Here is a 24,384-nt window from a genome sequence, read left to right on the forward strand (position 1 = left end):
GACCATTGTCCACGGACCAATGGCGGGCGCGGCTGCAATCAGCCAGAATAGTGCTGAGATAATACCAGCCCCTGTCATGCTTTTTTGAGCAGAGGGTTTTCCAAGGTGAAATCGGCCTCGCATTCCGTCCGAGCCACGGCCTCTGACTGCAATTCCTTCGACCAAGTGGAATACAGGCTCTCCGCCCCCCTCTCGCGGCGACACAGCGCCGAGATGCTTTCCTCGCCACGAAGGCCCGCCAAAACAATGCGGTTCCTCTCCTCCGCCGCGTAGGTCTTGCGGGGCTTGCGCCGGATGTTTTTGACCACCTTGTCAGCTGCATCTTTCGATGTTCCGGCTTCTAGTTCATCTTCGCGCCTTAAAGGCTACGATGAACCAGAAACCCTCCGTCGTTCAAATCCTCAAATCTGTCCCACAGGTGCTGACGTCAGACAAAAGAGACGTCCTTGTCATTCGACAAATGACAAAAACCCGACTTTAAATAAGGGATTTAACAATCGTGTTTTCGAGATTTAATTTTCTCTATCGCAGCAACAGAGATTGCCCCGAGAGACATCGCAATCATGCCTGCGCAAATATAGGTCAAAGCAATTTGGCTCAGAGAAAACCCCAAAAAAAACGCCCCCGTTGCTGCAATGATCCCGACCACGGCACTGAACAGTAATAGTCCGACAATCATGTCGCCCCCGCAAATCGACAACAGCTTCCGTGTATGAAACCGCACTCACAAACGTTTTTTCATAATCAGCATTGGGAAATTGGTTAACCAAATAAAATATTCGATGAAATTCTCTATCTGGCGCACAGAATGACGCGAAAGAGATTACACCGTCGTCTTATGCCCAAAATATTATGCGCAACTAAAATCTTAGCCACCTCATTGGCGCCGCCAGCACGGTGACCGGATGCGATCCTAAATTCTGCCGTTTTCGACGTCGCATGAGACGGATCAACCGGGGCGACGGTCGCCTGGATAACCCCGTCATCAGGCAATGAATAACGTGATCATGGCTCTCGCTTGTTCAGCAAGGGTCTCCAAGAGCTCATACGGCCTAGGCAACCCGATCAAGCTCCCTGAGTTTCAGAAGCGTCGGCAAGAATCTGAGCTTTCGATATTAGTCCGAAACGCATCTCATCCGCTGCGCATTTGTTTGGGGCGGCGCAAAACGGGTCCATGAGAACGGCGTAAAAGTAGTCCACTTTGGATTGAGCCCTTCGTTTGATTTAACAGGCGCGCACCCGGGGACCCGCGCCCCCTCTCAAGACAAGTTCCTCTGACTTTGCCTCGATAACCATTTGTATTCGTCGAAAAATTTTTGTATACCAAAATGAATGCGAAGAACGCCAAAACTGTTTTTTAGAGAAAACAATGCCATCCCGAAACATTGCACACAACCTCAGGCTACTGCTTGGGAAATATCCTACGTTGACGGAAGCCGCGCACCACATTGGCATCAACCGTCAGCAGTTGAACAAGTATCTGAATGGCAGCAGCATCCCTTCCGCACATACGCTTAATCGCATCGCCAAGACGCTCGACGTCGAGCTGGACATGTTATTCAAGCCCGTCGGAAACAGCGAATACGTGGCGGGTGCGTCACTCAAGCTGACCACCGATCTCGAAGTTTCAATGGCCAATACATTTAATCGGGCAATGGTGCGCACGATGCGCGAAGAGCATGCCTTGGCACAGCATTGTGGTGACTACCTGTTCTATCACCGCACTGCGACGTCAGAGAGCCACGTGCATGTCAGCCTGATCCGCATCTATCAGGAAGTGGGAAAAACCTATGCAAAATCCCTGATGGCCCTGCGTCAGGACGGTCAGCCGAGAACCGGTATCAAAACCTACAAGCATGGCGCGCTCGTGTTCCTGAACTCCGGATGTCTCCAAGTTCTTCGCATGTCTGAACTGAATGACGGGGATACCGATCTGGGCCTGCTGCTCCTGTCCTTGCCGCGCTTCAAGTCTGACAGGTATCTGTTTGGCCACACATTGACGACCAGCCTCTCACGACCGGGGCAAATCGTGCCGTCGAAAGTGATCTTTCAAAAGGTGACCGGCAATCCCCTTCAATTGTTTCGCGCGCATTCTGGCGCCTGGTCGCTTGAAGACCCCAATTTGGATGACACTGTCAAAACACATTTCAGCACCGGAATGCACATCGAATAAAAGAGGGGGCCTTGGCCCCCTCTTTGCATTTTCAGTCTCAGGTCAGTCTCAGAACTTGGCGATCAGGTTCAAAAAGACCCCGGAGCTTTCGTAATCGAGATCGGTCATGTCCTCGGACACCTGACCCCATTCGTAGCCGACACCGACTTTCGCGTTGTTGCCGACATGGCGATACACCCCAAGCAAAGCGCCCGTGTCATAGGTTTCGCTGTCTTCGGTATACATCACGCGCCCTTCGGCCATCGCATCCCAGTTGTGAACCACGTGCCAGTCGAGACGCATAATCCCGAGATGCGCCGTCGAGTCACTAAAGTCCTCCGTGCCGCGCGGGGCGACCTCGGACCGGCGGTAGCCGTATTTGCCGCCCAGCGTGAAGTGCTGGTTCAGGTCGTAATCGACATCCATCGACAGGACGTGGCTTTTCTGCGCATCGCCCTCGGTATCGCCGTTCGCCGTCACCTGATCCGCACCCGGAAGGTCGTAGAGATAGGTGTATTTGAACAGCACGTTCAGGCGCTCGTTGTCGATCGGGCGGAAGCCGTAGCCGAGGCTGGCCTCGACATATTCCCCGTCACGGAAACTGTCGTCATCATTGTCGGAGATCAGAGCATCGACATTGCCGAGCCACCGCGCGCTTTCGCTGACATGGTATTCGAACCCGCCCGCAAAGGCCCAGGTGTCGGCATCCTGCGACACGCCATCGCCGCTTTCAGTGCGGTATTCCAACCGACCACGCGCACGCAGGCGATCCTCAGCCGTATAGGCCACCCCGAAGGAATAGGCATCGCGCTCGATGTCACCATTGATCTTGTCGCGCACCGTGCCGCTTTCCATCGCGCCACTGAAAGACCAGCGCGCATTGGGCGTATAGGTGATCCCGTAAGCGTCTGTCATGGCATGACGTTCGCCAAAGAAATCCATCGAGGTTTCGGCAAAGCTCGAGAAGGTTTGGGAATGGCGATAGCGCCCGCCCATCACCACCTTGCCGCGATCCTCGCCGACAAGCTCATAACCGCCATTGGTCCGCGTCGGGTCCAGCGTGTAGCCGAGATAGAGCTCATTGTCGGCGGTCGGCGAATAGGCCAGACGCGCGTTGGCCGCAAAGCCTGCGGTGCCGTCGGAGGCCTCGCCCGAGACTTTGACCTTTTCGCCCAGACGCGTCGCCGCACCAAAGCCCAGACGGTCGTCACGCTCCAGCCCGCCGGAGCGGTCCACCGTCGCCTGCCCCAAGACCCAGACTTTGGTGTCATCGCTGAACGCATAGCTCAGACGCGTCGCCAGATCGGTGCGATCCCCGGTTTCCGTCGGATCGCCGATCGTGGTCTGATCGAGATGGCCAAGCGCCGCCTCGATGGTCCAGGCGTCCGTCAGATCATAGGAGACGCCCAGCTCGCCCTCGGCCTTGCTGTCGCCACCGTCTCGGTCGAAATCCTCGATCCGCACGCCAAAGCTGAGCCGGTCGGACACCTCGATCTCGCTGCGCAACCCGATCAGGGTCTGATCCTCGGTGATGTCCTCGTTGAGGGTCGAGAACCCGGCCTCTTTGCGCTCGTAATAAAGCTCGGCATAACCGCCGGTGGACAGGCCGAGATCGGCAAAATCGACATGGCTGTCGAAGCGGTAGGCCATCGCATCTTCGAGACCGGAAACACCGTCCTCGGTGATGGTCAGACCGCCGTCCGACGACAGGCTGCGGCTGAACCCCGGCCCGTCGGTGCCCGCCACTTCGACCTCGAGGAAACTCGATTTGCCGAATTTGTAATAGGCATCCACCGCCGCCATGCGCTGATCGGCCACGCCGGTGGTCTCGTTCATCGCGGTAAAGCCGAGGCGCAGATCGTTGGTCGCCCAGGCTTCGATACGTCCGCCGTAGGAGAAGCCTTCCACATCCTCGACGGTCGGGGTGTATTCGTATTGCACCACCAGATTGACGTCATAGGCGCCCGTGCCGGAGCCCACGAGACCGCCGTCCGAACTGGACGATCCCAGAGGTTGGGTCAGGGTGATCACGCCTTGCAGATAATCGATCTCGTAATCCACGCCAGACAGAAGTGTTTCGGTCGAGATCACGCGCCCGGTGTCGGGATCCACCACCTGGACTTTAACCGTCTCGGAGCCCCCATTGAGGTCCTGACGGGTCAGGAAATAGACCGACCCACCGGTACCGCGCAGAATGTCGCGCTGCGGCAGAGTGTCGGGCTGAGCACCGTAAAGCACCCCCTGTACCCGCGCCTCGCCGTCTTCGGTGCGTGCGCTCGTCGCGCTGCGCAGCTCCGCGCCGTAAAGCGAACGTGTGTTGGACAACAACTCACCACCGGAGACATCGGCCTTGAAGTCGCCCCAGGTCAGGCGCGTGTCGTCTTTCTCCAGCCGCAGATACACCCGGCCCGAGGTCGGCGTATCGTCATAGCTCGTCGAGTCGTCGCCATAGGTCGGATAGAGGTCCTCCGGGTCCAGACGTTCGATCACCGAGCGCGGGTCCTTTTCGTCGAGGCGGCGGAAGATGTCCTCCAGATCGCCCTCGCCCGTGTCCAGAGACGAGGTCACCGACCAGCCGTTGCGGGTGATCCCCGAGGCATAATAGGCCAGACGCCCCTCGGCGTAATTGCGTTCGTAATCCGGGTCGGCCTCAGATTCCGTGTCCTTGATCCGATGCCCGAAGGTCAGATCGGCGATGGCCACATAGTGCCAGTCGCTCGCCGGAATTTCGAGCCTGCGGGAGATCTGTTGCGGCTGCCCGTAGCGGCTGAATTCCACATCCACCGTACGCTCGCCCGCCGGCACGATCCGGCTCACGAGGAATTGGCCGGAGGACGTCACCGGGACCGTCTCGCCCATGACGCGCACCGGCTGACCGGCATCGGCACGGCCCGAAACGGTGACCATGCCGCCCGCGAGGGGAATAGCGCGTTGGCGGGTGCGATCTTCGCCCTCGCCCGCCGCCGTCAGCGGCGCGCCGGTGGTCTCATGCGTGTCGAAATGGCCTTCGCTGCGGTTCAGCTCCAGCGGCCAGGTTTCGTCGTAGCGCCCCTTAGCGTCATAGACGCGGACCACATAGACCATCTCTTCCGGCCCGTCCTCCGGCATGGTCCAATTGACCGTGCCATTGGGCGCCACCGGCAGAGTTGCCACCGTGCGTGGGGTGCGGCCCGTGGTGTCAATCACCCGCACTTCGGCGCGGGCAATATAGGCCGGGTAGTTGGTGGAGGCGCGGAACCGCACCGCCTCACCCGCCCGGTACGTGGCGCGCAAATCCTCGGTCGAGACATTGAGCAACCGGCGCGGCGTCAGCCCGTCGAAACGAATGTCGACATCGGCATTGTCCGCCAGGATGTCGGCCGGACGGCGCGGATCGGGGGGCGGCATGGCCCCCGCCACCGGCGTCTTGTCGATGGAGATCGAAAAGCCCTGAGCTTCGAAATCCGATCCCATCACTTCCTTCACCATTTCGGTGTTCTTGCCCACCGGCATGGTCACGACCACGTCGGAATTGGACCGTTCACAGCCTTCGGGCTGCGGCGCCAGCGCCTCGGCACAGAGCGTTTCCGCCCGCGCCTCCCCCGCCAACAGAACGGCGCTGATTGCGATCACCGATCCGCCGCACAAAATCCGCGTGAAGGTTTTCTGTTTGCTGCTCATACCAAGCGTCCTCATTGCTCAACCCTCACGATGGTTTTCTCGATGGTCAGTTTCACACGGCCCGGCTCTCTCCAAAGATCCCGCAGCTCTCTTTCGACCTGTCGCATGGATTGCCGCGCCAGACGTTTCTCATCCGCTCCCGCCTCATCCGGCAGGTGATAGGCGATGCGCAGATGCACGGGTTCGCCAGCGATTTGCTGCACCAGACCTGCAAGCGCCGTTTCGAGCGCAGGCGTCATCTTCGGACCGGAGGCGGTTTGCGCGAAGCCCTGCGCATTCACATCCACACGCACCACACGGGTCAGCGCCGCACCGAAGTTCAGCTCGGTCATCTTGCCGGGCGTGAGACGCACGACACGCGGGTTCTCCGTGGTCAGGCGATAGCCGGTCGGCAGCGAGCGGGTGTCGAGCTTCAGGATGAAGTTCGAACCGCGATCTTCCGGCAGCATCGCACAGGGCACATGGAAGCGGCCGTATTGGTCGGTGGTGATCACCGTGCCATCGACACCGGTCAGGCGCACGGCGGGGATGCCGTTCTCGACGATCTCGCGGTCCAGCTCCACGGGCGCATCGCCCTTGCCGCTGTATTTGCCGCTGAAGATCGCGTCCTCATCGACGATCCGGCTGACCGGACCGTTTTGATAGCCGTCCCGGTTCAGGTCGTTGAACACCTTGCCGTAGACATCGCCACAATCGAACACCGGTTCCGGGAAGATCGTCACGGTGGCCGTCGCCTCGGGGGACAGAGGCTCAAGCGTGTCGGAATCGCGCAGACGCGCCCGGTTCACGTGATCGCCCACATCCGCGCTGGTCAGAACCCGCGCCGAAAGCGTCGCCTCGATGGTGGTGAGCGGCGGCACGGTGACGCCGGGCCAGGTCACGACCTTGCCCTGCACCACCACGTCGATCGGTTCACCGTCCCAGGTCGCAGACCCTTCGACATAGACGAAGTCGGCGGGCAGCACGTCCATGAGATCCATCGTGCCACTGGTGCGCGGGTTCTCATTGGTCACCGTGATCGTATAGGGCACCACGGACCCGCGCTCCACCACGCCACGCGGCGTTGTTTTGCGCAGCACCAGACCGCTGTCATAGAGCAGAGGCTCAAGCGGATATTCCGTCGGATCGTCCACGGTATTGCCGTCGCCATCGTCGCCATCGTCGGAGAGATCTCTCACCTCGGTCGGGTCTTCGGTGAATTCGTCCGGGTACTCCGGCATCGCCGTGGCGAGGATCTGGTTCGACAGCCCGCCTGCGTCCACCGCGTCGATGGTCAGCTCAAAGGTCGCGGTGTAAGTGGCGGTCTCGCCCATCACCAACGTGCCTTCCGAAGAGCCTTCGCTCGCCGACACAAAGGTCGGACCGCTGTCGAGGGCCAGCGTCTGGCCGGTGGTCAGCGTCAGGAAAGTGTCCTCGAGCGCCACATCGTTCACCGTGGTGTTGCCGAGGTTCTCGACCGTGATCGTGTAGGTCATCAGATCGCCAACCCCATCGACACCGTCGCCATTGTCGCTCAGCGCCTGCGTCTTCACCGCCTCAATCGCGCTGATCGGACGTTGGATCACCGTTTCGGTGGCCTGATCGCACACCAAAGGATTGTCGATGCGGCAGATCTCATAGGTCACCTCATAGGTGCCCGCCGGATTGCCTTCGGACAGGGTGATAAGACCCGTGGAGGGATCGAGCGTCAGTGCCGGATCGCTGTCCACGACCGTGATCGTCACATTGTCGAGCGTCGCCTGCTCCAGACCGATCTTGTCGGAGGCCAACATCGAGGTCGTGATGCCACCGTCGGTGTCAAACTCCCAAGGCGTCTCGGGAATGGCTTCGATGAAGACCACATCCGCTTCAGCCGTGTCGTCATCCGAAGTCTCGTCCCCATCCGGGCCATAGGTGCCAGTCGCAGTCGCCGTGTTCGTCACGCTGCCCGCGTCGATGTCAGCCTGAGTGATCGCGTAAATGCCTTTTTCCGTGAAGGTGTACTCTTCGCCGGGGGCCAGAGACGGGATCACCTCGCTGATCTGATTGGCGCCCAAAAGCGGGTCGGTGATCGTGACATTCGTCAGCGTGACGGTGCCCGTGTTCGTGACCTTGAACGTGTATTCAAGCTCCTCGCCCACCTGCCCGACGGTTTGCGTCAGACCGGAATTGTCGACGGTTTTCTCAAGAACGATCGACGGTGCCTGACCGAGCGGCACGGTTTCATCGTCCGTATCCGAGACCTCGCCGACAACCGAGTCTGCCGTGACCGTCGCCTCATTCACCAGTTGGCCTGCATCCAGATCGGCCTGCGTCAGCACATAGCTCGCCTTGAACGTGTCGGTATCGACAGCCCCCGGCGCCATTTCGGCAATGCTTGCACCCGGTGTCTCCCAAACGATCCCCGGAAGGATGTCCGCAAGCGTCACATCGGTCAGCGTCACGTTGCCCGTGTTGGTCACCGTAAAGCTGTAGGTCACGATCTCGCCGACTTCGGAGGGATCGCTCACGTTGCTCGCATCCGCGGTTTTGATCAGCTCAATCGCCGCAGTGCGCGCCACCGGCGTGGTGGTCGGAGTGTCGTTGTCCTGCGACGTGCCGGAGGTGTCAGTCACCTCTTCGTCGAACGGATCGGTACCGGTCACAAGTGCCGTGTTCTCCACATACCCGCGATCGATATCCTCCTGCGTCAATTCATAGACGGCAGAATAGGTCGTGTCGTCTGTGGCGCCCGGCGCCAGCGACGCAATCGGGCTTCCGGTCAGAACACCCACACCTTCAAGCATCGCATCCGTGAGCGTCACATCGGTCAGGGTCTGCGAGCCGGTGTTGGTGATCGCAAAGCTGTAGGTGATCTCCTCCCCCGGCACCGGCGGATCGGAGAACGCCGTGGTCGCGGATTTCACCAGCGCGATGGCAGGCTCATAGATCGGCGTCACCGGCGTCGGGTCGTTTTCACCCGTCTCATCGGCGCGACCGTTGCCATTCGGGTCCGGATCGGTGCCGTCGTCGGAATCATCGCTGAGCAGCGGGTTGTCACCCGGCGTTTGCCCGGTCCAAGTACCGTTGCCCGTCACCGTCGCCTGGTTTTCATAAACACCGCCAGAGGCCTGAGCGCTCGGCAGCGGAACTTCTGGGCGGACGCGCAGCGAGAGGGAAATCTCACAGGTTGCTCCCGCCGCAAGCGTCGCCCCGGAGACCAGCGTCTGATCGCCTTCGCCGTTGAACCCGGCGTTCAGCGCGCCACAGGAGCCGCCCGGAGCGGAGAGGATCGTGTAGGTGCCGCGCACCATGTCATCCGTCGCCGGATTGGACAGGCTCGCATAGCTGCCGAACAGCGGTGCGGCTCCCGACAGGGCGTCCGTCACAACCACCGTGTCGAGCGGCTCAAGGCTGAAGTTCTCCACGACAAAGCTGAAGCCAACGGTGAAGGAGCCATCCGCCGCAGAAGTCGGACCGGAGCTGACACGTTTCGCAATCCCGATCCGCGCTTGCGGCACGAGAGTGAAATCGTAATCGGTGGCATCCGTGTCGGACGGCAGATCAATCGTCGTAATCGCGGTGGCACCAGATGGGCTCCCGCCCTCGGACCCACTCATGGCTTGACTATCTTCGAGATAAGTCTCGCTCACGCTTCCGCGTGTCACCGTGTAGGTGCCGCGTGGCAGGTTGGCGATGGTATAATCGCCATTCGCATCCGTCGTCGCCGACACGGAAACAGGAGTGCCGTCAAAGGCCGTCCCGGTCACCGTCACCGTCACCCCGGCCACGCCGGTGTCGTCGGTATCGAAATCGCCATTGTCATCGAAATCGCGGAACACCGTGCCAGAGAGCGCAGAAGACACGACATCGACCGGGCCGGAGTTTTCGTTGTTGTTCGGATCGACGTCGAGCGAGGTCGTGGTGATCTCTGCCGTGTTGGTAAAGCTCTGCGGATCAGAGGTCACACTGGTGATTTTGACGGGAACCGTGATTTCCGCCGTAGCCCCGCTTGAGAACGTGCCAAGCTCACAGGTGAAACTGGTGCCGCCTGCGGCCCCGTCACAGCTTTGCAGCGTTGCCGAGCCAGAGGTCACATTGACCGACGGCGTCCCCGCCAGCACCATATTGGCCGGCAGGCTGTCCGTCACCTCGACCCCATCCGCCTCGGCCAGCACAACGCCCCCATCGGAGCCGGTGTTGTTGCGCACGGTGATGACGAAATCGAAGGTCTCAAGAAGTTCGACCGGAGATTTGCTTGCAATCTTGCTGACAACCTCGACATCGGCGCGGGTGCGCACGGTGGTGTTTTCAGTCACTTCGTTGTTCGCCGGAAGCGGATCGTAGCCATCGGTGATCCCCGGAGACGTCAGGTTCGCCGTATTGGTCGCGGTGCCTTTTTGCACGCCCTGCGCCAAGATGGTCACCACGCGCGATCCGCCCGCTTCGATGCGGTCGAAACTACAGCTCAACGTGCCGCCGACTTGGCCAACGCTCGGAGCCGTACAACTGCCTGTACCCGCATCATGAGACTGATAGCTCAGATATTGCGCGGGCATGAGATCGTTCATCGTGACGTTCTCTGCCGCGGAAGGCCCGTTGTTGCGGATCGTGACCGTGTAGGTCACATCCTCACCCACTGCCACCGGGTCGATGCTATCGACCTTGTTGACCTGAAGATCATAGCTGGGCGCGTTCACCGTCGTCTGGACAGAGGCGCTGTTGTTTGTGTCATCGGTTTCGTCAAGGCTGGTGCTCACGGTTGCGGTGTTTTCCAGCACGTCACCGACCAGCGCCTCCGTCGGTTGAACCACGATCTCGACGGCTTGTTGACCGCCGGACGTCACCGTGCCGAGATTACAGACAACCTGATTGTTGCCCGATGTGGTCTCGGTTCCGACGGTCGGCAAGGTCGAACAACTGCCAGCGGTCGGCGTCGCAGAGACAAAGATAAGTCCATCAGGCAACACATCCGTAATCGTCGTATCCGGCGCGTTGCTAAGGAAGAACTCTGTCGACGGGTTGAGCGCCGTGACGACGTAGCTGAGGTTCTGGCCAACGACAGCCGTCTCAGGCGTCGCGGTTTTGGTCACGGTCACATCCGTGCGGGCCTCGACGTCGAAGGTCACGGTATCGTCGTTGTTGGTCAGATCGGGGTCGGCCACGCTCGACGACAAAACCTGAACCGTGTTGCTGCGTTGACCGGCATTGCCGCCGGGGCGCACCTGAACTTCAATGATCGGGCAATTGCTTCCGGCAGTACAGACCGGCAGGGCGGCGAATGTGCAGGTCAGATCCCTGCCCCGCCAGCGCGATGTGCTGTCACACACCGCACCAGAAGGCGCGGAGATGCTCACCAAACCGGCGTCTGTCGCCCCGACCTGATTGTTGATCAGGTTCAGCAATGCATCCGTCACGGTTACATTAGCCGACGCGGCAGGGCCATTGTTCACAACCTCGATATAATAAGTCTGAATCTCACCCACGGTTACGGTCGCCTCGGCCACCGTCTTATTCACGGTGATGTCGGCAGAGGCGCTTTCTGAGCTGCTGTCCACATCGTAGCTGTCGGAATCCCCAACGCCCGGATACTCCGGCGACGACACGCTGGCCGTATTGGTCAGGTTCCCTGATTGGGTGGCCTCAGTACGGATCACGGCGATGGGTGTATTGGCACCAGGCGCCAGAGGTCCGGTCACACCTGCGGTATAGACAAGCTCACACACCACATCGACTGGGCCAGCCTGCGGGGCCGCCGGCGAACAGGTCCAGCCATTGCCATCGTACCCCGTAAAGGTCATCCCGGCCGGCAGGCTGTCGGTCATGTAAAGTGTACCGTAGAAATCGGCATTGCCAGTGTTCTGCGTGCGCAGATTGAACTCATACTCATTGCCTACCACGACCAGCGCGGGGCTGGGGCCGGTTTTGGAGACGGAAAGGTCAACCACCGGATTTTCGATGGTGCGACCGCCATCGGTGTCGGTGTTGTTACCGAGATTTGTATCTACGGGGCCAGAAGAACTCACTGTCGCGCTGTTGCTGACAGAGCCCGGCACGATGGCCGTGGCATTGATCAAGATGTCGCCAAGCGGCACATTGGTGCCCGCCACAAGCCCGTCGGACGGACGCGTACAATTCAGGTCCTGACCACTCACCGTACAGTTCCAGCCGCCGGACAACACATCGACAGAGTCGATCTGATAGGCAGAGGGCACACTGTCCGCGATCTCAAGGCCATAGGGCACACCGCCCGCGAAGCTCGGGGAGAGCGTAAAGATAACAGGATCGCCGACCAGAACCGTTCCCGGTGCAGAGTTGCTTTTCGTCAAACGCACATCGCTGCCGTCGCTGATCTGCGTGATCAGGGAGGCGCTGTTGTCATCGGTGAGAGGGTCCTGGGGTTCGGAGATTTCAGCCGTCCCGGAGACGATCAAGGACGATCCTGTGCCCGCCGCGGTCACTTGCCCTGTCACATCGAAAGAAAATGTACCGCCATCCGGAATATCGGTCGGGATCGTACAGAGATACCCCCCGGCGCTGGCACTACAATAGGATGGCACCGAGGTGAACGTCAGCCCCGTAATCGCCGGAATTTCGACGACAGCTTCTGTCACTGTGTCAGGGCCATTGTTGTCGAGCGTATAAGTATAGGTGACCACCTCGCCGGAATTCGCTTCCGTCGGCCCGGTCACCTCAAGAGCGACATCGGCACCACTGAGAATAGTCGTTGTTTCAGAGAAGCTGTTGTTGGAGGGCGCTACATCATTGGCACTCGGAACGGAGCCCGACAGGGTGATCGTCCCCGAAACTGTTGAAGTCACGATCGCAGAAAGGACAAATGTTTCGTCCTCGACCAGAGCCGGGATCACACAAGAAACGGACGCAGGCCCAGTGATCGGAAGAGCCGGATCACAGGTCGTGTTGGTCACATCCTGCAACACGCCACCCGACGGAATGTCCAGATCGATCACGGTTTCAGGGGTCGTTCCGACACCGGCCATTGCAGCGTTGTTGTTGACCGTGATGTCATAGGTCACGTCGCCGCCGGCAACCGTCGGGTCCGAACCTGCATCGGTCACGTTGACAACCCAGTCGTAGCTTTGCGCGCTGGCGCTCGCCGGAGCAAAGAAACCTACCCCCAGCGACAGCATCGCAAAAGTCACGATAGATTTTGCCGCCGTGCGCAGTGACGTTGCCTTTTGCCCCTTGAGGTCAAAAGATACCGTGGGTTGAAGCCCCGTGTTCATATCTGCTCTCTCCGCTCGCCATCGACCGGCGTGAAAACCGGTCGATTCAGGATGAGAGTGGACGTGCTTGGAGAAACCGTCTGAGCGATGACATCTGACACGCCCCTGTCGGGGAACTCATGTCCATGCCTAATTTCGGGAATTTACCTGTCGCAAATGTCCGTATCGACATTCTCTTTTGCCATGAAAAAGCTCTGTCCCAGGCACGTCAAAAATCGACCTGTAAAAACATAACTCAGAACATTCTGGCCTCTCGAAATCCGACCAAGACCAAAACTTCCGGCAAAAGGTTGATCAGCGCGACATGCAGAAGGACACAATTTCAAGTCCTCCTCAAGCTGACGCTTATCACTCCCTGTCTCAGATTGTGTGGATGTCTCGACCGCACATACCGCCCCCGTAAATCAACTACAGCTGCCGTATCTCAAACCGCACTCACAAACGGTTTTTCATATTCAGCATTGGGGGATGGGTAAATCAGGTGAGATATCAGATGAAATTCTCTACGTTGCACACAGAGTGACGCGAAAAAGACTCATGCATGCTCGAAAGAGATTACACCGTAATCTTATAATATAAATATGATGCGCGACTGCTGTCTTGACAACGTCATGGGCCCCGCCCGCTCGGTGACCTGATGCGGACCTAAACTCCGTCGTTCTCGTATGAGACCGAGTAATGTCGAGATCATGGAGCCCGGATCCGCAGACTGCGGCAGATTTTAAAGATGGCAATGGCAGGCTTTGGCTGGGACCGGCCCGGCCCTGCACAAAACTCGAATGTCCGGATTGGACCACAGCTGACACTGTAGATCCTAAGCCGATGGTGCCCGCATCGGCTGGTCAAACGTCCCCGCCAGAATGTCGGCCGCAATCTCCTGCAAGCGTGCTCCGATGTCAAAACGTTCTCTGAGGGCCCGTCCAAGACAGCAACTCGTCCATGACTTCCGGAGACAGCTTTGCCCAATCAGAGAAAGATTCGAGCGCCTCCTCGTCCTGATCCAAAAGTCGTTTGAACGGCGCGCCCATGTCATAGGCCAGTTCCGGCGCATCGGCTTTCCAAACAGCGGCAAGGCGGGCAAGGTAAGAAGAGAGGGACTCTCGCCCGGTCAAAATGAGGCTCAGGTTCATTTCGGGCAATTCAGGTTCGTCACGGAAATTCAGTGTATTCATGAATACGCCAAGGTCGTCTTGAGCGATAGCCCTTCCAAAATTTTGCAAACTAGGAAACCGCTTCCGCCGACATGCGTTTCAAAAAACCGACTTTTGTCGCAAAGACGTAATCCCCATGTCGGACGTCATTGGCAGTTGATTTTATTGGCGATCCCTTGAGGACTCGAACCCCAAACCTGCTGATTAGAAGTCAGCTGCTCTATCCAGTTGAGCTAAGGGACCGCGCTTGGGCCATATCGGCCATAAAAGAGGCGCCGTAAAACCGGCGCCGTCTCAAAGCGTATCGCACCGGATCAGTGGGTCCAGGGCGCGCGTCTGTTGGTGGCGAAATTTTCGCCATAACCGCCCGCACGCACGTTGTGCTGACGTTTGTGCGGCTCCTGCACCACGTACTCGATGCCATGCTCCTTGGCATAGGCGATCGCATGTTCCTTGCTGTCGAATTTCAACCGCACCTGCGTTTGCGTGTCATGCGACGAGGTCCAGCCCATCAGCGGATCGATGTCACGCGCGGAGGCCGGCGCATAATCGAGATGCCATTGCTTGGTCTTGCCTTGCCCGGATTGCATGGCATTGCGGGCGGGCTGATAGATACGAGCGCGCATCGGGTGACTCCTTTTTGCCTTGCGCCGGTTATCCCCGTTTCCTCACAGCGTTTCAAGCCCTTCGCGCATCCCATCCGGCCTTGGACATAAGAAAACCCGCCATTGCGAACCAAGGCGGGGCATAAAACGTTTAGGGTGACTGCCCGACCGACCGCGTGGGAGCGAGGGGTGGGGTGGGTGGTACACGACCAGCCGGGTCAGTCTTTTCTGCTGCTTGCAATGACAGGTTAGGCCCGAACACGGTCGCGGCACAAGGGGAAATATCGCAATGGTTGTAAAAAATAGAAAATAATTCGCCTTAAAGTGGTAACTCTTCGTTAACCTCAGCCCTCTTGCCCGCAAGACTTGAAACGTGAACAAAAAGGGATCATCTGTTAACCACCCCCCAAAGACCCACCCGATGGAAAGAACCACCATGGACCCGCGCCTGATGACCGACCCGCCGAAGGAGCTGAAACACCGCCCGAAACTCGAAGGCGGCAAGAAATTCATCATGCACAGCGCCTTTGAGCCCTCCGGCGACCAGCCGACCGCCATCGCGGAGCTGTCAGCCGCCATCGAAGCGGGCGAGCGCAATCAGGTTCTCCTGGGCGCCACCGGCACGGGCAAGACCTTTACCATGGCCAAGGTGATCGAGGCGACCCAACGCCCGGCCATCATCCTCGCCCCGAACAAGACCCTCGCCGCCCAGCTTTACGGCGAGTTCAAGGGCTTTTTCCCCGAGAATTCCGTCGAATATTTCGTCTCGTACTACGACTATTACCAACCCGAGGCCTACGTCCCGCGCTCCGACACCTTCATCGAGAAGGAAAGCCAGATCAACGAACAGATCGACCGGATGCGCCACGCCGCCACCCGCGCGCTTCTCGAACGCGATGACGTGATCATCGTCGCCTCCGTGTCCTGCATCTACGGCCTTGGCTCGCCCGAACTTTACATGGCGATGACCATCGACCTGCAAATGGGACAGGACTACGACCAGCGCCAGCTCATGGGCGAACTCGTCGAGTTGCAATATCGGCGCAACGACACCGGCTTTGATCGCGGTTCTTTCCGGGTGCGCGGCGACAGTCTTGAAGTCTGGCCCGCCCACATGGAGGACCGCGCGTGGAAGTTTTCCTTCTTCGGCGAGGAGTTGGAGAGCATCACCGAATTCGATCCGCTCACCGGCAAGAAGACCGACACTCTGGAACACGTCCGCATCTACGCCAACAGCCACTATGTGACGCCGAAACCGACGATCCGGCAGGCCATCGCGGGGATCAAGAAGGAGCTGAAACAGCAGCTCATCAAGTTCACCGACGAGGGCAAACTGTTGGAGGCGCAGCGGCTTGAGCAGCGCACGAATTTCGATCTTGAGATGCTGGAGGCCTCCGGCTTTTGCAACGGGATCGAGAACTATTCGCGCTATCTGACAGGCCGCGCGCCCGGCGAGCCGCCCCCCACCCTGTTCGAGTTCATCCCCGACAATGCCATTGTGTTTGCCGACGAGAGCCATGTCTCCGTGCCGCAGATCGGTGGCATGTACCGGGGCGACTATCGGCGCAAATTCACGCTGTCGGAACACGGTTTCCGCCTGCCCTCCTGCATGGACAACCGGCCCCTGAAATTCGAGGAATGGGACGATATGCGCCCGCAATCGGTCTTTGTGTCCGCGACGCCCAAGGATTGGGAGCTGGAACAATCCGGCGGCGTGTTTGTCGAACAGATCATCCGTCCGACCGGCCTTTTGGACCCTGTGGTCGAAATCCGTCCGGTCGACACGCAGGTGGACGATCTTCTGGACGAGGCCAGGAAAATGGCCGAGCTGGGGCGGCGGGTTCTGGTCACGACCCTGACCAAACGCATGGCCGAGGACCTCACCGAATATCTCCACGAACAGGGCGTCCGCGTGCGCTATATGCACTCCGACATCGACACCATCGAGCGGATCGAGATTCTGCGCGACCTGCGGCTCGGGGCCTTCGACGTGCTCGTCGGCATCAACCTGTTGCGCGAGGGGTTGGACATCCCGGAATGCGGTCTTGTGGCCATTCTCGACGCCGACAAGGAGGGCTTTTTGCGCTCGGAAACCTCGCTCATCCAGACCATCGGTCGCGCCGCGCGCAACGCCGAGGGACGGGTGATTTTGTATGCCGACAAGATCACCGGCTCGATGCAGCGCGCCATGGACGAGACCGACCGCCGCCGCGCGCGTCAGATGGCCTATAACGAGGAACACGGCATCACGCCGCAGACGGTCAAAAAGAACGTCGACGACATTCTGGCGGGGCTTTATCAGGGCGACGTGGACATGAACCGCGTGACCGCGACGATTGATAAACCGATGGCGGGGCAGAACCTGCAAGCCGTGTTGGAAGGCCTCAAAACCGACATGCGCGTGGCCGCCGAGAACCTCGAATTCGAAGAAGCCGCGCGGTTGCGGGACGAGATCAAGCGGCTCGAAACCGTCGATCTGGTGCTGCACGACGATCCGTTGGCGCGGCAGTCGGCGGTGGACGATGCGGTGGCGGATGCGAAGGCGAAGAGCGGACGGTCTACGGCGGGGAGACCGGGGATGCGGGGCGGCAAGGCCGGACGGGGGAAAAAACGGTGAGCACACGGTTCTCACTCCCCCTTTTCTCTTTTTGAGAAGTCGCTATCTTATCCCTGAGAATTTAATAGATTTCAGAGAATTAAATGACCCTGCCCCAACCCGACGCCTCAAGTGGCACCCGAATTTCGCCCCGCGACCTTCCGGCGCAGAGCGACCTTGCGACGCTCGATTGGAACATCACCATTCGGCGCGAAGTTGGCGAAGTGCTGGCCGCCAACCGCACGCAGACCCTGCACACAACCACCACCACCAGTGGCGGCGGCGGGTCCATTTACAATGGTCAGGGTCGAATTGATCCCGTGACGACATCGACCTCGACATCAACGACAAACAAAGACTCGCTTTTCCTGCGCCTCAACGATGGTACGGAAAAGCGCCTGAGCCTGACCGACGCGCCGGACATCTGGCGTACCGGCTCCATGCTTGCGATCTGCTATGCCTGTCGGGATGGCAGAGAAAGGCGCGTTGCGCTGCGCAATCTCGACACCGGCGAGGGGATCGACTTCTCTGAACGTGCCGAAGTCCTTCTGACACGTTCAGAGCGCTATGACTTCGCCAAAGGCCATATGCACAAAAAAATGCTGGTCTGGCTTCTGATTTCTCTTTTTGTCGCCGCGTTTCTGGCGGGCTGGCTCGGTTTCGTGCTCGCACTGATCTCCCTGTTGACGATTTACATCACAAGCATGGACCGCGCGGGCAAGAAACTGGCAGCGGATATCTCTGCTCTGACCTAAAGCGGTCCGCCAAAAACCTGAGACACAGCTTTTGACGGACCACAGCAAAAAAACATAAGCGTTGCACGCGCCTCGTCTTCATCTGATGTCTCAGGTTAAAGGCGTGACGCTTTAGACCATGTCACTCCGGCACCACCACCGTCAGCCCCAGCATCCGCCAGACCTGCATCCCGCCGCGGTAGTAGAAAATCTTCTCCGCCGGGTAGCCCGCCTCGATCATCCGCCGCGCCGCCGTTGGCGACTGGCCGCACCACGGCCCGTTGCAATAAAGCGCCACGGTCTTGACCTGATCGCCCTCGCAGATAAAGCCTTCGAAATCCGGCTCACAGCCGAGTTCCCCCAGCCGGTCCGCCGCTTCTGTGTAGGGCATATGCACCGCGCCGGGGATGGCTCCGCCGTCGAAATCCGGTTTCACCCGGCTGTCGAGCACCATTGCGTCCGGGTCCTGCAACATCGCGATCAGCTCAAGCTCGCCGATTGTGGTGACGCCCTCGGCGGGCGTCATCGGTTGGATGCAGAAATTCGGACAGGGCCGCGAGGTCTGCGCCCAGACGCCGCTCACCTCGTTGGCGTTGTCCTGAATCCGGGAAATCTCCACCGGGCCTGCGGGCGTCTCCACCGTCGCGGCCATCATATCCGGCGTGATCCCCACCGGATCGGCAAATGCGCCCCCGGTCGTCAAAACCAAAGCCGTCGCCCCCACAACCGTCGCAGTCAAAATCTTTTGCATCAATACACTCCTTCCACATCATACATCACCGGTTCGAACGACTTGCACATGCCGTTGATCTCCCGATTGCGTTTGCGCATCTCTTCCGTGCGCAACATTGCCTGATAATCCTCGCGCCGTTCCCATTGCGAATAATTCGCGATCCTTGTCTGCGCGTCGTTGATATGCAGCGCCGCCGAAATGAACCCCGGCTGCTGCGAGATCACTTCCGCATAGGCGGCTTGCAACGCCTCCATGAGATCCTGCGCCACGCCCGGCGTCGTCTCGAATGTCGTCAGAACCGTCTGACAGGTCGTGTCCTGTGAAATAACTGGCATCGTCTCCTCCCTGATCTGAGCCAATGTCCTCAGTGTAAGACTGTCTCGCATTTTAGCGAGTCCGGATTTGGAGAATCATCCCTTCCCCGCTAGTCCTTTCGCATTCCGCAAAACTCTCTCCGGGGTCTTCCCTCTCCGTTAACCAGAGTTTTTCGGACATTCTCCCAAGTCAAACCGCGCTTTCGCCCAAGCCTCGCCGCATTCCTTTCCGACGCCCCGAGTCACTTTGGTTTTTTCGCGATTTCAGGATGTTAACCATAACAAATCCTTGCCAGAGCCCCACATGGTTTAGCTAAAATTCAATCCATCTCTCATCGAGGCGCAGAAAACGGCGCCCGGACAATGTCCAGAACGGACCCACTCCCCCGACCGCGCGACCGAGGAATGCCGCGTCGGGGGATGCCCCGAAAGGATATTGAAATGCGTGTGCTGCTTGCCGAAACCAACTGGAACGCCATGATTGCCGCCACCGGCCTGACCGAGGCCGGGATGCTCGTGACCCGGGTTAACGACGGGCGCGAATTGATGGATTTCGCCGATTTCGGCGAACAGAGCGCTGTCGTGCTCGACCTCGACATGCCCGACCTCAATGCGCTCAAACTGATCGCACAACTGCGCCGCAAGGACGCCTTGATGCCGATCTATGCGCTGACCGAGGACGCAAGCTGGGAGACCCGCAAAAAGGCCTATGACATGGGCGCGGACGATGTGATCTATGGCCCGGTTCAGCCCGCCATGCTGGCTGCCAAGATCAAGGCCGCCGTGCGCCGCACCGGGGGCTATGCCAGCAAGGAGCTGCGCGTCGGCGCTCTGGTCCTCAACACCGAAACCATCTCCGCCTCCATCGGGACCAAGACATTGCAACTGACGCGCAAGGAATATGAAATCCTCGAAATGCTGATGCTGCATCGCGAATGTCTCGTGACCCGCGAAGCGTTGATGAACCATCTCTACGCCTGGGACGACGAACCCGATGCCCGCATCATCAACGTCTATCTGAGCCGCATCCGGCAACAGATCGAGACCTGCGGCGGCGACCCGGAGCTGGTCGAAACCGTCTGGGGGCTGGGCTACCGCATCGCGGCGCAGAAAACCACGCGGCAAGCCGCCTGAACGCGGTTTCCGGTGGCGGCATTAAGAGGCTGTCAAACCTTTTGGCCTAACCTGCCCGCGAGTCACTCCTCGCCGCAGATCGCCCCAGACCGAAAAGGCCTCTCCATGCCCCGTTTCCTGTCGCGCCCCCTCGTCTCTCTGCTCCTGATCGGGCTGCTCGCGGCTCTGCTGCCACAGCGCACGCTGGCCGATACGGAATTGCAGCTCAAACTCGACGTTGCCGGTCGCCAGCGCATGCTGAGCCAACGCATGGTGCGGGCCATGTGCAATGCCGGGCTTGGCATCGACACAATGGCGAACAAGAAAATTCTGCTGACCTCGGAATTTACCTTCAAAAGCTCGCTCAAGGCGTTGAAAGAGGGGGGCGGGCCTGCGCAGTTCACGCCAGAAACCGATCCCGAGGCGCTCGGGCTCATGTCCGGGATCGAAACTGTCTGGGTGGATTTCAAGGCCGGGATCGACCGGTTCAACGCAGGCACGCTCACGGGCTATGACGACTATGCCATGCTCTCCGATCTGTCCGTCGATCTGCTCAAGGCGTCCAACGCGCTGGTGCAACATCTCGACGCCCGCTACAAGGCTGTGGCCTCGGATACCGACCCTGCTCTCGGCCGGATGATCGACATCGCCGGGCGGCAACGGATGCTGATCCAGAAAGCAGGCAAGGAGGTCTGCCTGCTCCAGATGGCCGACACCGCGCCCGGCGCCCCGGATCAGCTTGCACACCTGCAACAGACCCTCGTCCTGTTCAACGACTCCGCCTTCGGCCTGACCTTCTCCTCCACGGAGATGCAGCTTCCGCCGCCGCCGACCGCGGACATCGAGCTGGACAATTTCAATCACTGGCAGGAATGGAGCAGCCTCGTCACCTTGTTCGAAGCCGCACAGGTCGGGCGGCTCGACCCCATGGAATTGCACGAAATTTCCGTGAGCGTGGAGTTCTTCCTGCAAGAGTTGAACGCCACGGTCGAACGCTACGCCGCACTCTGAGCCCGATGTAGACAGTCCACAGATGGGCTGACACAAATCCTGACTATAAAACTATGTTTTCTCTGGCCAGCCCGTGCTTTGCCCGTTAACAAAGGGCCATGACAGAGGACAAACCTTCCCCGATCCGCCCGACCGACGCCGAGGCCCGCGCCATGGCGCAGGAGTTGATCCGTGGCGCGCGCATCGCCGCCCTCGCCGTGCTCGATCCCGACAGCGGCGCCCCGCATGTCACCCGCATCGCCTTTGGCCTCGGGGGCAACAACGGCTGGCTGACGCTGGTCTCCGATCTCTCGGCCCATACCAAAGCGCTGCGCGCCGCGCCGCGCGCCGGGCTTTTGCTTGGCGAAGCGCCCACGAAAGGCGACCCGCTCGCCTTCCCGCGCCTGTCCGTCGCGGTGGAAACCCGCTTCGTCCCGCACGGCACCGAAGAGCATGCCGCACATCGTGCCGCCTGGCTCACGCACCACCCGAAAGCCCAGCTTTACATAGATTTCGCGGATTTCACATTTGTCAGTTTCATGCCCCTGTCCGCCGATCTCAACGGCGGCTTCGGCAAGGCCTATCGCCTGACCCCGGACGATCTGAGCCTGGCTTAAACAGGCCATAAAAAACCGGGCCGCCAAAGCCGCCCGGTTTTCCGCCTCTTCTCTGACAGCCCTCAGATCGGGCGATCCATCCGCGCGATCATATTGACCGTGCCCTTCACCGCCTGCGGGAAGGTCAGCCGGATCTGGTTGTTCGAACTGCCATAGTTCACCGTCACATAGGGCGTCACGGACACCGCATTCCCCGAGGCATCGGTCAGCGCATTGCGGAACACGAGGCTCTCCACCACCCGCGCCCAGCCGCCGAACGGCAGATAGCCCGAAGGATCGAGCACCCAGTCGGTCGCGGCCGTGCTCTGGGTAAACTCCGCCGACACCGGGTTGATCGTGAGCTGCGACACCCCGTTGAACGTATTGCCCTCAAAGGTCACGTTGCGCGTCGAGTTATACGCCAGATCGGCAAAGGTCGTGTCCACCGTGTCGACCCGGTCGATGAAGCCGTTGAGCGATTTGAACGTGTTGTTCTGCACCGCCAGCCCCTGAAGGAAATGCCCCGCACCATAGGGCTTGATCACGATCCAGGAGAAATTGCTCGCCGAGTCGTTCACCGTGAAAATATTGCCCGTGACGGTCAGCCCGCCAAAGGAATATTCCGACGAAAACTCCGGCGCGGCATCGTGCTCGTTCGTCATCTCGATAAAAGAGTTGTCGATATAGTTGCCGGTCACGATGGATTTCACGTTCGGATAGGTGAACACCAGCCCCGCCATGCGCGGGCTGTCGGTATCCTCGTCGCCCTGGAACCAATGGTTGCCGACAAACATATGCCCGTTGCCGAACACGATGCCGGTATGCCCGAAACGCTGGAACCGGTTGTCGCGGATCTTGCAGTCGTTCGAGTTGATGTTGAAGGCAATCGACTGGCGCTCATCCGCCCGCACCGTCTGTTCGTTCGAGACGAAGGAACAGCGGTCGATATGGAGATCCTGACAGCCCCCGCCGATCGAGGTCACACCCCGGTTCAGCGGCGATTTGATGTGCACATCGCGGAGCTGAAAATTGTTGCCGCCCGGCGAGAGCATCACCCCGGAGGCACGCCCGTTGCACAAAAGCTCGACATCGGAAAGCTGGAACTGCGACAGTTTCGAGAGCCCGGAGAAATCGAACACGTATTTGAACCGCGTAAACGTGTAGGTCTGGCTCGTATTCGGCGCGTAAAGCGGCTGGCTGAGCGTCAGCGACTGGTTGCCGACATTCACCGCCTGAACATAGACCTCGCGCCCGACTCCGGTGCCGGTCACCAGACTGCCGACCTTGATATTGGCGATATTCGTGACATTGCTCAGGGTCTTGGGCGAAGCCACGCTGTAGCTCGCGGTCGAGGTCGCCACCTCATTGTCCCAGTCGCTCGACGCAACCGTGGTGATCTGGCCGTTGCGGATCACCCGGCGCACCTCAAGCGACGTCGCCCCGGTGATCTCCGCCACATCCAGCGGCTGATCCAGTTCGACCCGCCGCCCGCGCATGTCGAGACTGTCGTGATCGGTATAGTAGAACATCGCCTGAATGGCGCGTTTCAGCCCTTCGACCTCGTCGCCAAAAGCGTCGATATAGGCGTTCAGGTGGAAATTCTTGCGCAGCACGAGGCGGTTCGCCGCCGACATGGTCACCGTGCCGTCAAAGGTCACCTCTTCGGTGAAAGAAACCGTATCGCCGAGATAATACACGCCTTCCGGCACGATCACCCGACGCCCTGCGGCGGCGGTATTGGCGGCGTTGAACGCCTCGTGATCGTCGGTCACCCCATCGCCCAGAGCGCCATAATCGCGCACGTCGATCGAGCCGGAACTGTCGGCCAGAAACCATTCGGAGACATCCTCGATCACGATATCGTCGATCCGCACCGTGCCGCCATTGGCCCCCGTCAGATCGAGCCCGAAATGACCGTAGACCGGCTCGATCCCCCAAGGCATATCGACCCCGCCACGCTGGCCGGAGCCGACGATGGCCGTCACCTCGACCACCTCGCCATAGGCGGTGAGCACCGTCTCCGCGCCGATCTCGGTCAGCCCCGTGACATGGGCGAGCGCACCGTTCCCGGCCCAACCGGCGATGCGAACCGACGGCAGGTTGCCGGAAATCGCCTTCACACGCGCCTTGATCTGAAGATACATCCCCGGCTGAAGCGGCGTTTCGCCCATATAGCGCAGCTTGGTCAGAGTGGTGTTTTTGACGATCTCGAGGCACCCGCCGAAATCGGCATCCGCCACCACCAGAGAGGCATTCGCCGCCCCGTCATAGGTCGCCGAGCCGGGCGTGCCGTCTTCGCTGGACCAGACGTCCAGCCCTTCCTCGAACGCCGGCGGCATCAGCACCAGCCCATCTGTTACGGCCTTGTTCATCCGAACCCCTTTCAATCCTTCAATCCGATGCGCACCGATCTGCATGACGGCACCCCGCGCCTCCGGAGCCCCGGACGCGTGCACTCGCAATGTCTCGTCATGGAAACCCAAGGCGCGCATGTGCCCTGAGATGCGAAAAGGTCTACCCCAAGGGGATTAACGG

Annotated in this window: 13 protein-coding genes, 1 tRNA gene and 1 pseudogene; 6 read left to right on the plus strand and 9 right to left on the minus strand. The window is 59.7% G+C overall.

Annotated features, from left to right (window positions below; all coding sequences use genetic code 11):
- Nucleotides 1-64: 64 nt before the first annotated feature.
- A pseudogene (locus tag V1475_RS00255) lies at nt 65-308 on the minus strand (IS3 family transposase); the annotation flags it as partial.
- A 1,118-nt stretch (nt 309-1,426) separates the two neighbouring features.
- Here V1475_RS00255 and V1475_RS00260 point away from each other — a divergent pair.
- A complete protein-coding gene (locus V1475_RS00260) occupies nt 1,427-2,173 on the plus strand; it encodes a helix-turn-helix domain-containing protein (protein ID WP_479411152.1) in 747 nt (248 codons plus the stop codon).
- Nucleotides 2,174-2,221: 48 nt separating this feature from the next.
- On the opposite strand, the gene V1475_RS00265 is transcribed toward V1475_RS00260, so the two are convergent.
- The 5 genes from V1475_RS00265 to V1475_RS00285 form a co-directional block, all read right to left on the minus strand.
- The gene (locus V1475_RS00265; protein ID WP_479411153.1) at nt 2,222-5,812 is read right to left on the minus strand and encodes a hypothetical protein; all 3,591 of its coding nucleotides are present in this window, start codon (nt 5,810-5,812) and stop codon (nt 2,222-2,224) included.
- An 11-nt stretch (nt 5,813-5,823) separates the two neighbouring features.
- Complete coding sequence (locus V1475_RS00270) at nt 5,824-13,017, minus strand: DUF7507 domain-containing protein (RefSeq protein ID WP_479411154.1); 7,194 nt, start codon at nt 13,015-13,017, stop codon at nt 5,824-5,826.
- A gap of 896 nt (nt 13,018-13,913) precedes the next feature.
- Complete coding sequence (locus V1475_RS00275; protein ID WP_479411155.1) at nt 13,914-14,189, minus strand: hypothetical protein; 276 nt, start codon at nt 14,187-14,189, stop codon at nt 13,914-13,916.
- 145 nt (nt 14,190-14,334) lie between these two features.
- A tRNA-Arg gene (locus tag V1475_RS00280) sits at nt 14,335-14,411 on the minus strand.
- A gap of 71 nt (nt 14,412-14,482) precedes the next feature.
- Complete coding sequence (locus tag V1475_RS00285; RefSeq protein ID WP_066706626.1) at nt 14,483-14,794, minus strand: ETC complex I subunit; 312 nt, start codon at nt 14,792-14,794, stop codon at nt 14,483-14,485.
- Nucleotides 14,795-15,194: 400 nt separating this feature from the next.
- Between V1475_RS00285 and uvrB the strand changes: the two genes are divergently transcribed.
- Both uvrB and V1475_RS00295 read left to right on the plus strand, forming a co-directional pair.
- Nucleotides 15,195-17,390, plus strand: a complete 2,196-nt coding sequence (gene uvrB / locus V1475_RS00290) for an excinuclease ABC subunit UvrB (protein ID WP_479411156.1) — start codon at nt 15,195-15,197, stop codon at nt 17,388-17,390.
- An 83-nt stretch (nt 17,391-17,473) separates the two neighbouring features.
- On the plus strand, nt 17,474-18,124 hold the full coding sequence (locus tag V1475_RS00295) for a hypothetical protein (RefSeq protein ID WP_479411157.1): 651 nt from the start codon (nt 17,474-17,476) through the stop codon (nt 18,122-18,124).
- A 121-nt stretch (nt 18,125-18,245) separates the two neighbouring features.
- Here V1475_RS00295 and V1475_RS00300 read toward each other — a convergent pair whose 3' ends face one another.
- The gene (locus V1475_RS00300; RefSeq protein ID WP_479411158.1) at nt 18,246-18,854 is read right to left on the minus strand and encodes a rhodanese-like domain-containing protein; all 609 of its coding nucleotides are present in this window, start codon (nt 18,852-18,854) and stop codon (nt 18,246-18,248) included.
- On the minus strand, nt 18,854-19,171 hold the full coding sequence (locus V1475_RS00305; RefSeq protein ID WP_434290783.1) for an antibiotic biosynthesis monooxygenase family protein: 318 nt from the start codon (nt 19,169-19,171) through the stop codon (nt 18,854-18,856). Before V1475_RS00305 ends, V1475_RS00300 begins: the two co-directional genes overlap by 1 nt.
- Before the next feature lie 420 nt (nt 19,172-19,591).
- Between V1475_RS00305 and V1475_RS00310 the strand changes: the two genes are divergently transcribed.
- The 3 genes from V1475_RS00310 to V1475_RS00320 all read left to right on the plus strand — a co-directional run bounded on the left by V1475_RS00310 (nt 19,592) and on the right by V1475_RS00320 (nt 21,870).
- A complete protein-coding gene (locus V1475_RS00310; protein WP_479411159.1) occupies nt 19,592-20,284 on the plus strand; it encodes a response regulator transcription factor in 693 nt (230 codons plus the stop codon).
- A gap of 105 nt (nt 20,285-20,389) precedes the next feature.
- Entirely contained in the window at nt 20,390-21,274 is an 885-nt protein-coding gene (locus V1475_RS00315; RefSeq protein WP_479411160.1) for a type IV pili methyl-accepting chemotaxis transducer N-terminal domain-containing protein, read from the plus strand.
- Between the two features lie 98 nt (nt 21,275-21,372).
- A complete protein-coding gene (locus tag V1475_RS00320) occupies nt 21,373-21,870 on the plus strand; it encodes a HugZ family pyridoxamine 5'-phosphate oxidase (RefSeq protein ID WP_434290778.1) in 498 nt (165 codons plus the stop codon).
- A 62-nt stretch (nt 21,871-21,932) separates the two neighbouring features.
- Here V1475_RS00320 and V1475_RS00325 read toward each other — a convergent pair whose 3' ends face one another.
- Nucleotides 21,933-24,221, minus strand: a complete 2,289-nt coding sequence (locus V1475_RS00325) for a glycosyl hydrolase family 28-related protein (RefSeq protein ID WP_479411161.1) — start codon at nt 24,219-24,221, stop codon at nt 21,933-21,935.
- Nucleotides 24,222-24,384: the final 163 nt, after the last annotated feature.

The sequence above is a fragment of the Celeribacter sp. SCSIO 80838 genome (assembly GCF_056498065.1).

Excerpts from the sequence above, each read along its gene's own strand:
- V1475_RS00265 (WP_479411153.1), bottom strand. The coding sequence starts at position 5,812 with ATGAGCAGCAAACAGAAAACCTTCACGCGGATTTTGTGCGGCGGATCG.
- V1475_RS00270 (WP_479411154.1), bottom strand. The coding sequence starts at position 13,017 with ATGAACACGGGGCTTCAACCCACGGTATCTTTTGACCTCAAGGGGCAA.
- V1475_RS00275 (WP_479411155.1), bottom strand. The coding sequence starts at position 14,189 with ATGAATACACTGAATTTCCGTGACGAACCTGAATTGCCCGAAATGAAC.
- V1475_RS00285 (WP_066706626.1), bottom strand. The coding sequence starts at position 14,794 with ATGCGCGCTCGTATCTATCAGCCCGCCCGCAATGCCATGCAATCCGGG.
- uvrB (WP_479411156.1), top strand. The coding sequence starts at position 15,195 with ATGGAAAGAACCACCATGGACCCGCGCCTGATGACCGACCCGCCGAAG.
- V1475_RS00295 (WP_479411157.1), top strand. The coding sequence starts at position 17,474 with ATGACCCTGCCCCAACCCGACGCCTCAAGTGGCACCCGAATTTCGCCC.
- V1475_RS00300 (WP_479411158.1), bottom strand. The coding sequence starts at position 18,854 with ATGCAAAAGATTTTGACTGCGACGGTTGTGGGGGCGACGGCTTTGGTT.
- V1475_RS00305 (WP_434290783.1), bottom strand. The coding sequence starts at position 19,171 with ATGCCAGTTATTTCACAGGACACGACCTGTCAGACGGTTCTGACGACA.
- V1475_RS00310 (WP_479411159.1), top strand. The coding sequence starts at position 19,592 with ATGCGTGTGCTGCTTGCCGAAACCAACTGGAACGCCATGATTGCCGCC.
- V1475_RS00315 (WP_479411160.1), top strand. The coding sequence starts at position 20,390 with ATGCCCCGTTTCCTGTCGCGCCCCCTCGTCTCTCTGCTCCTGATCGGG.
- V1475_RS00320 (WP_434290778.1), top strand. The coding sequence starts at position 21,373 with ATGACAGAGGACAAACCTTCCCCGATCCGCCCGACCGACGCCGAGGCC.
- V1475_RS00325 (WP_479411161.1), bottom strand. The coding sequence starts at position 24,221 with ATGAACAAGGCCGTAACAGATGGGCTGGTGCTGATGCCGCCGGCGTTC.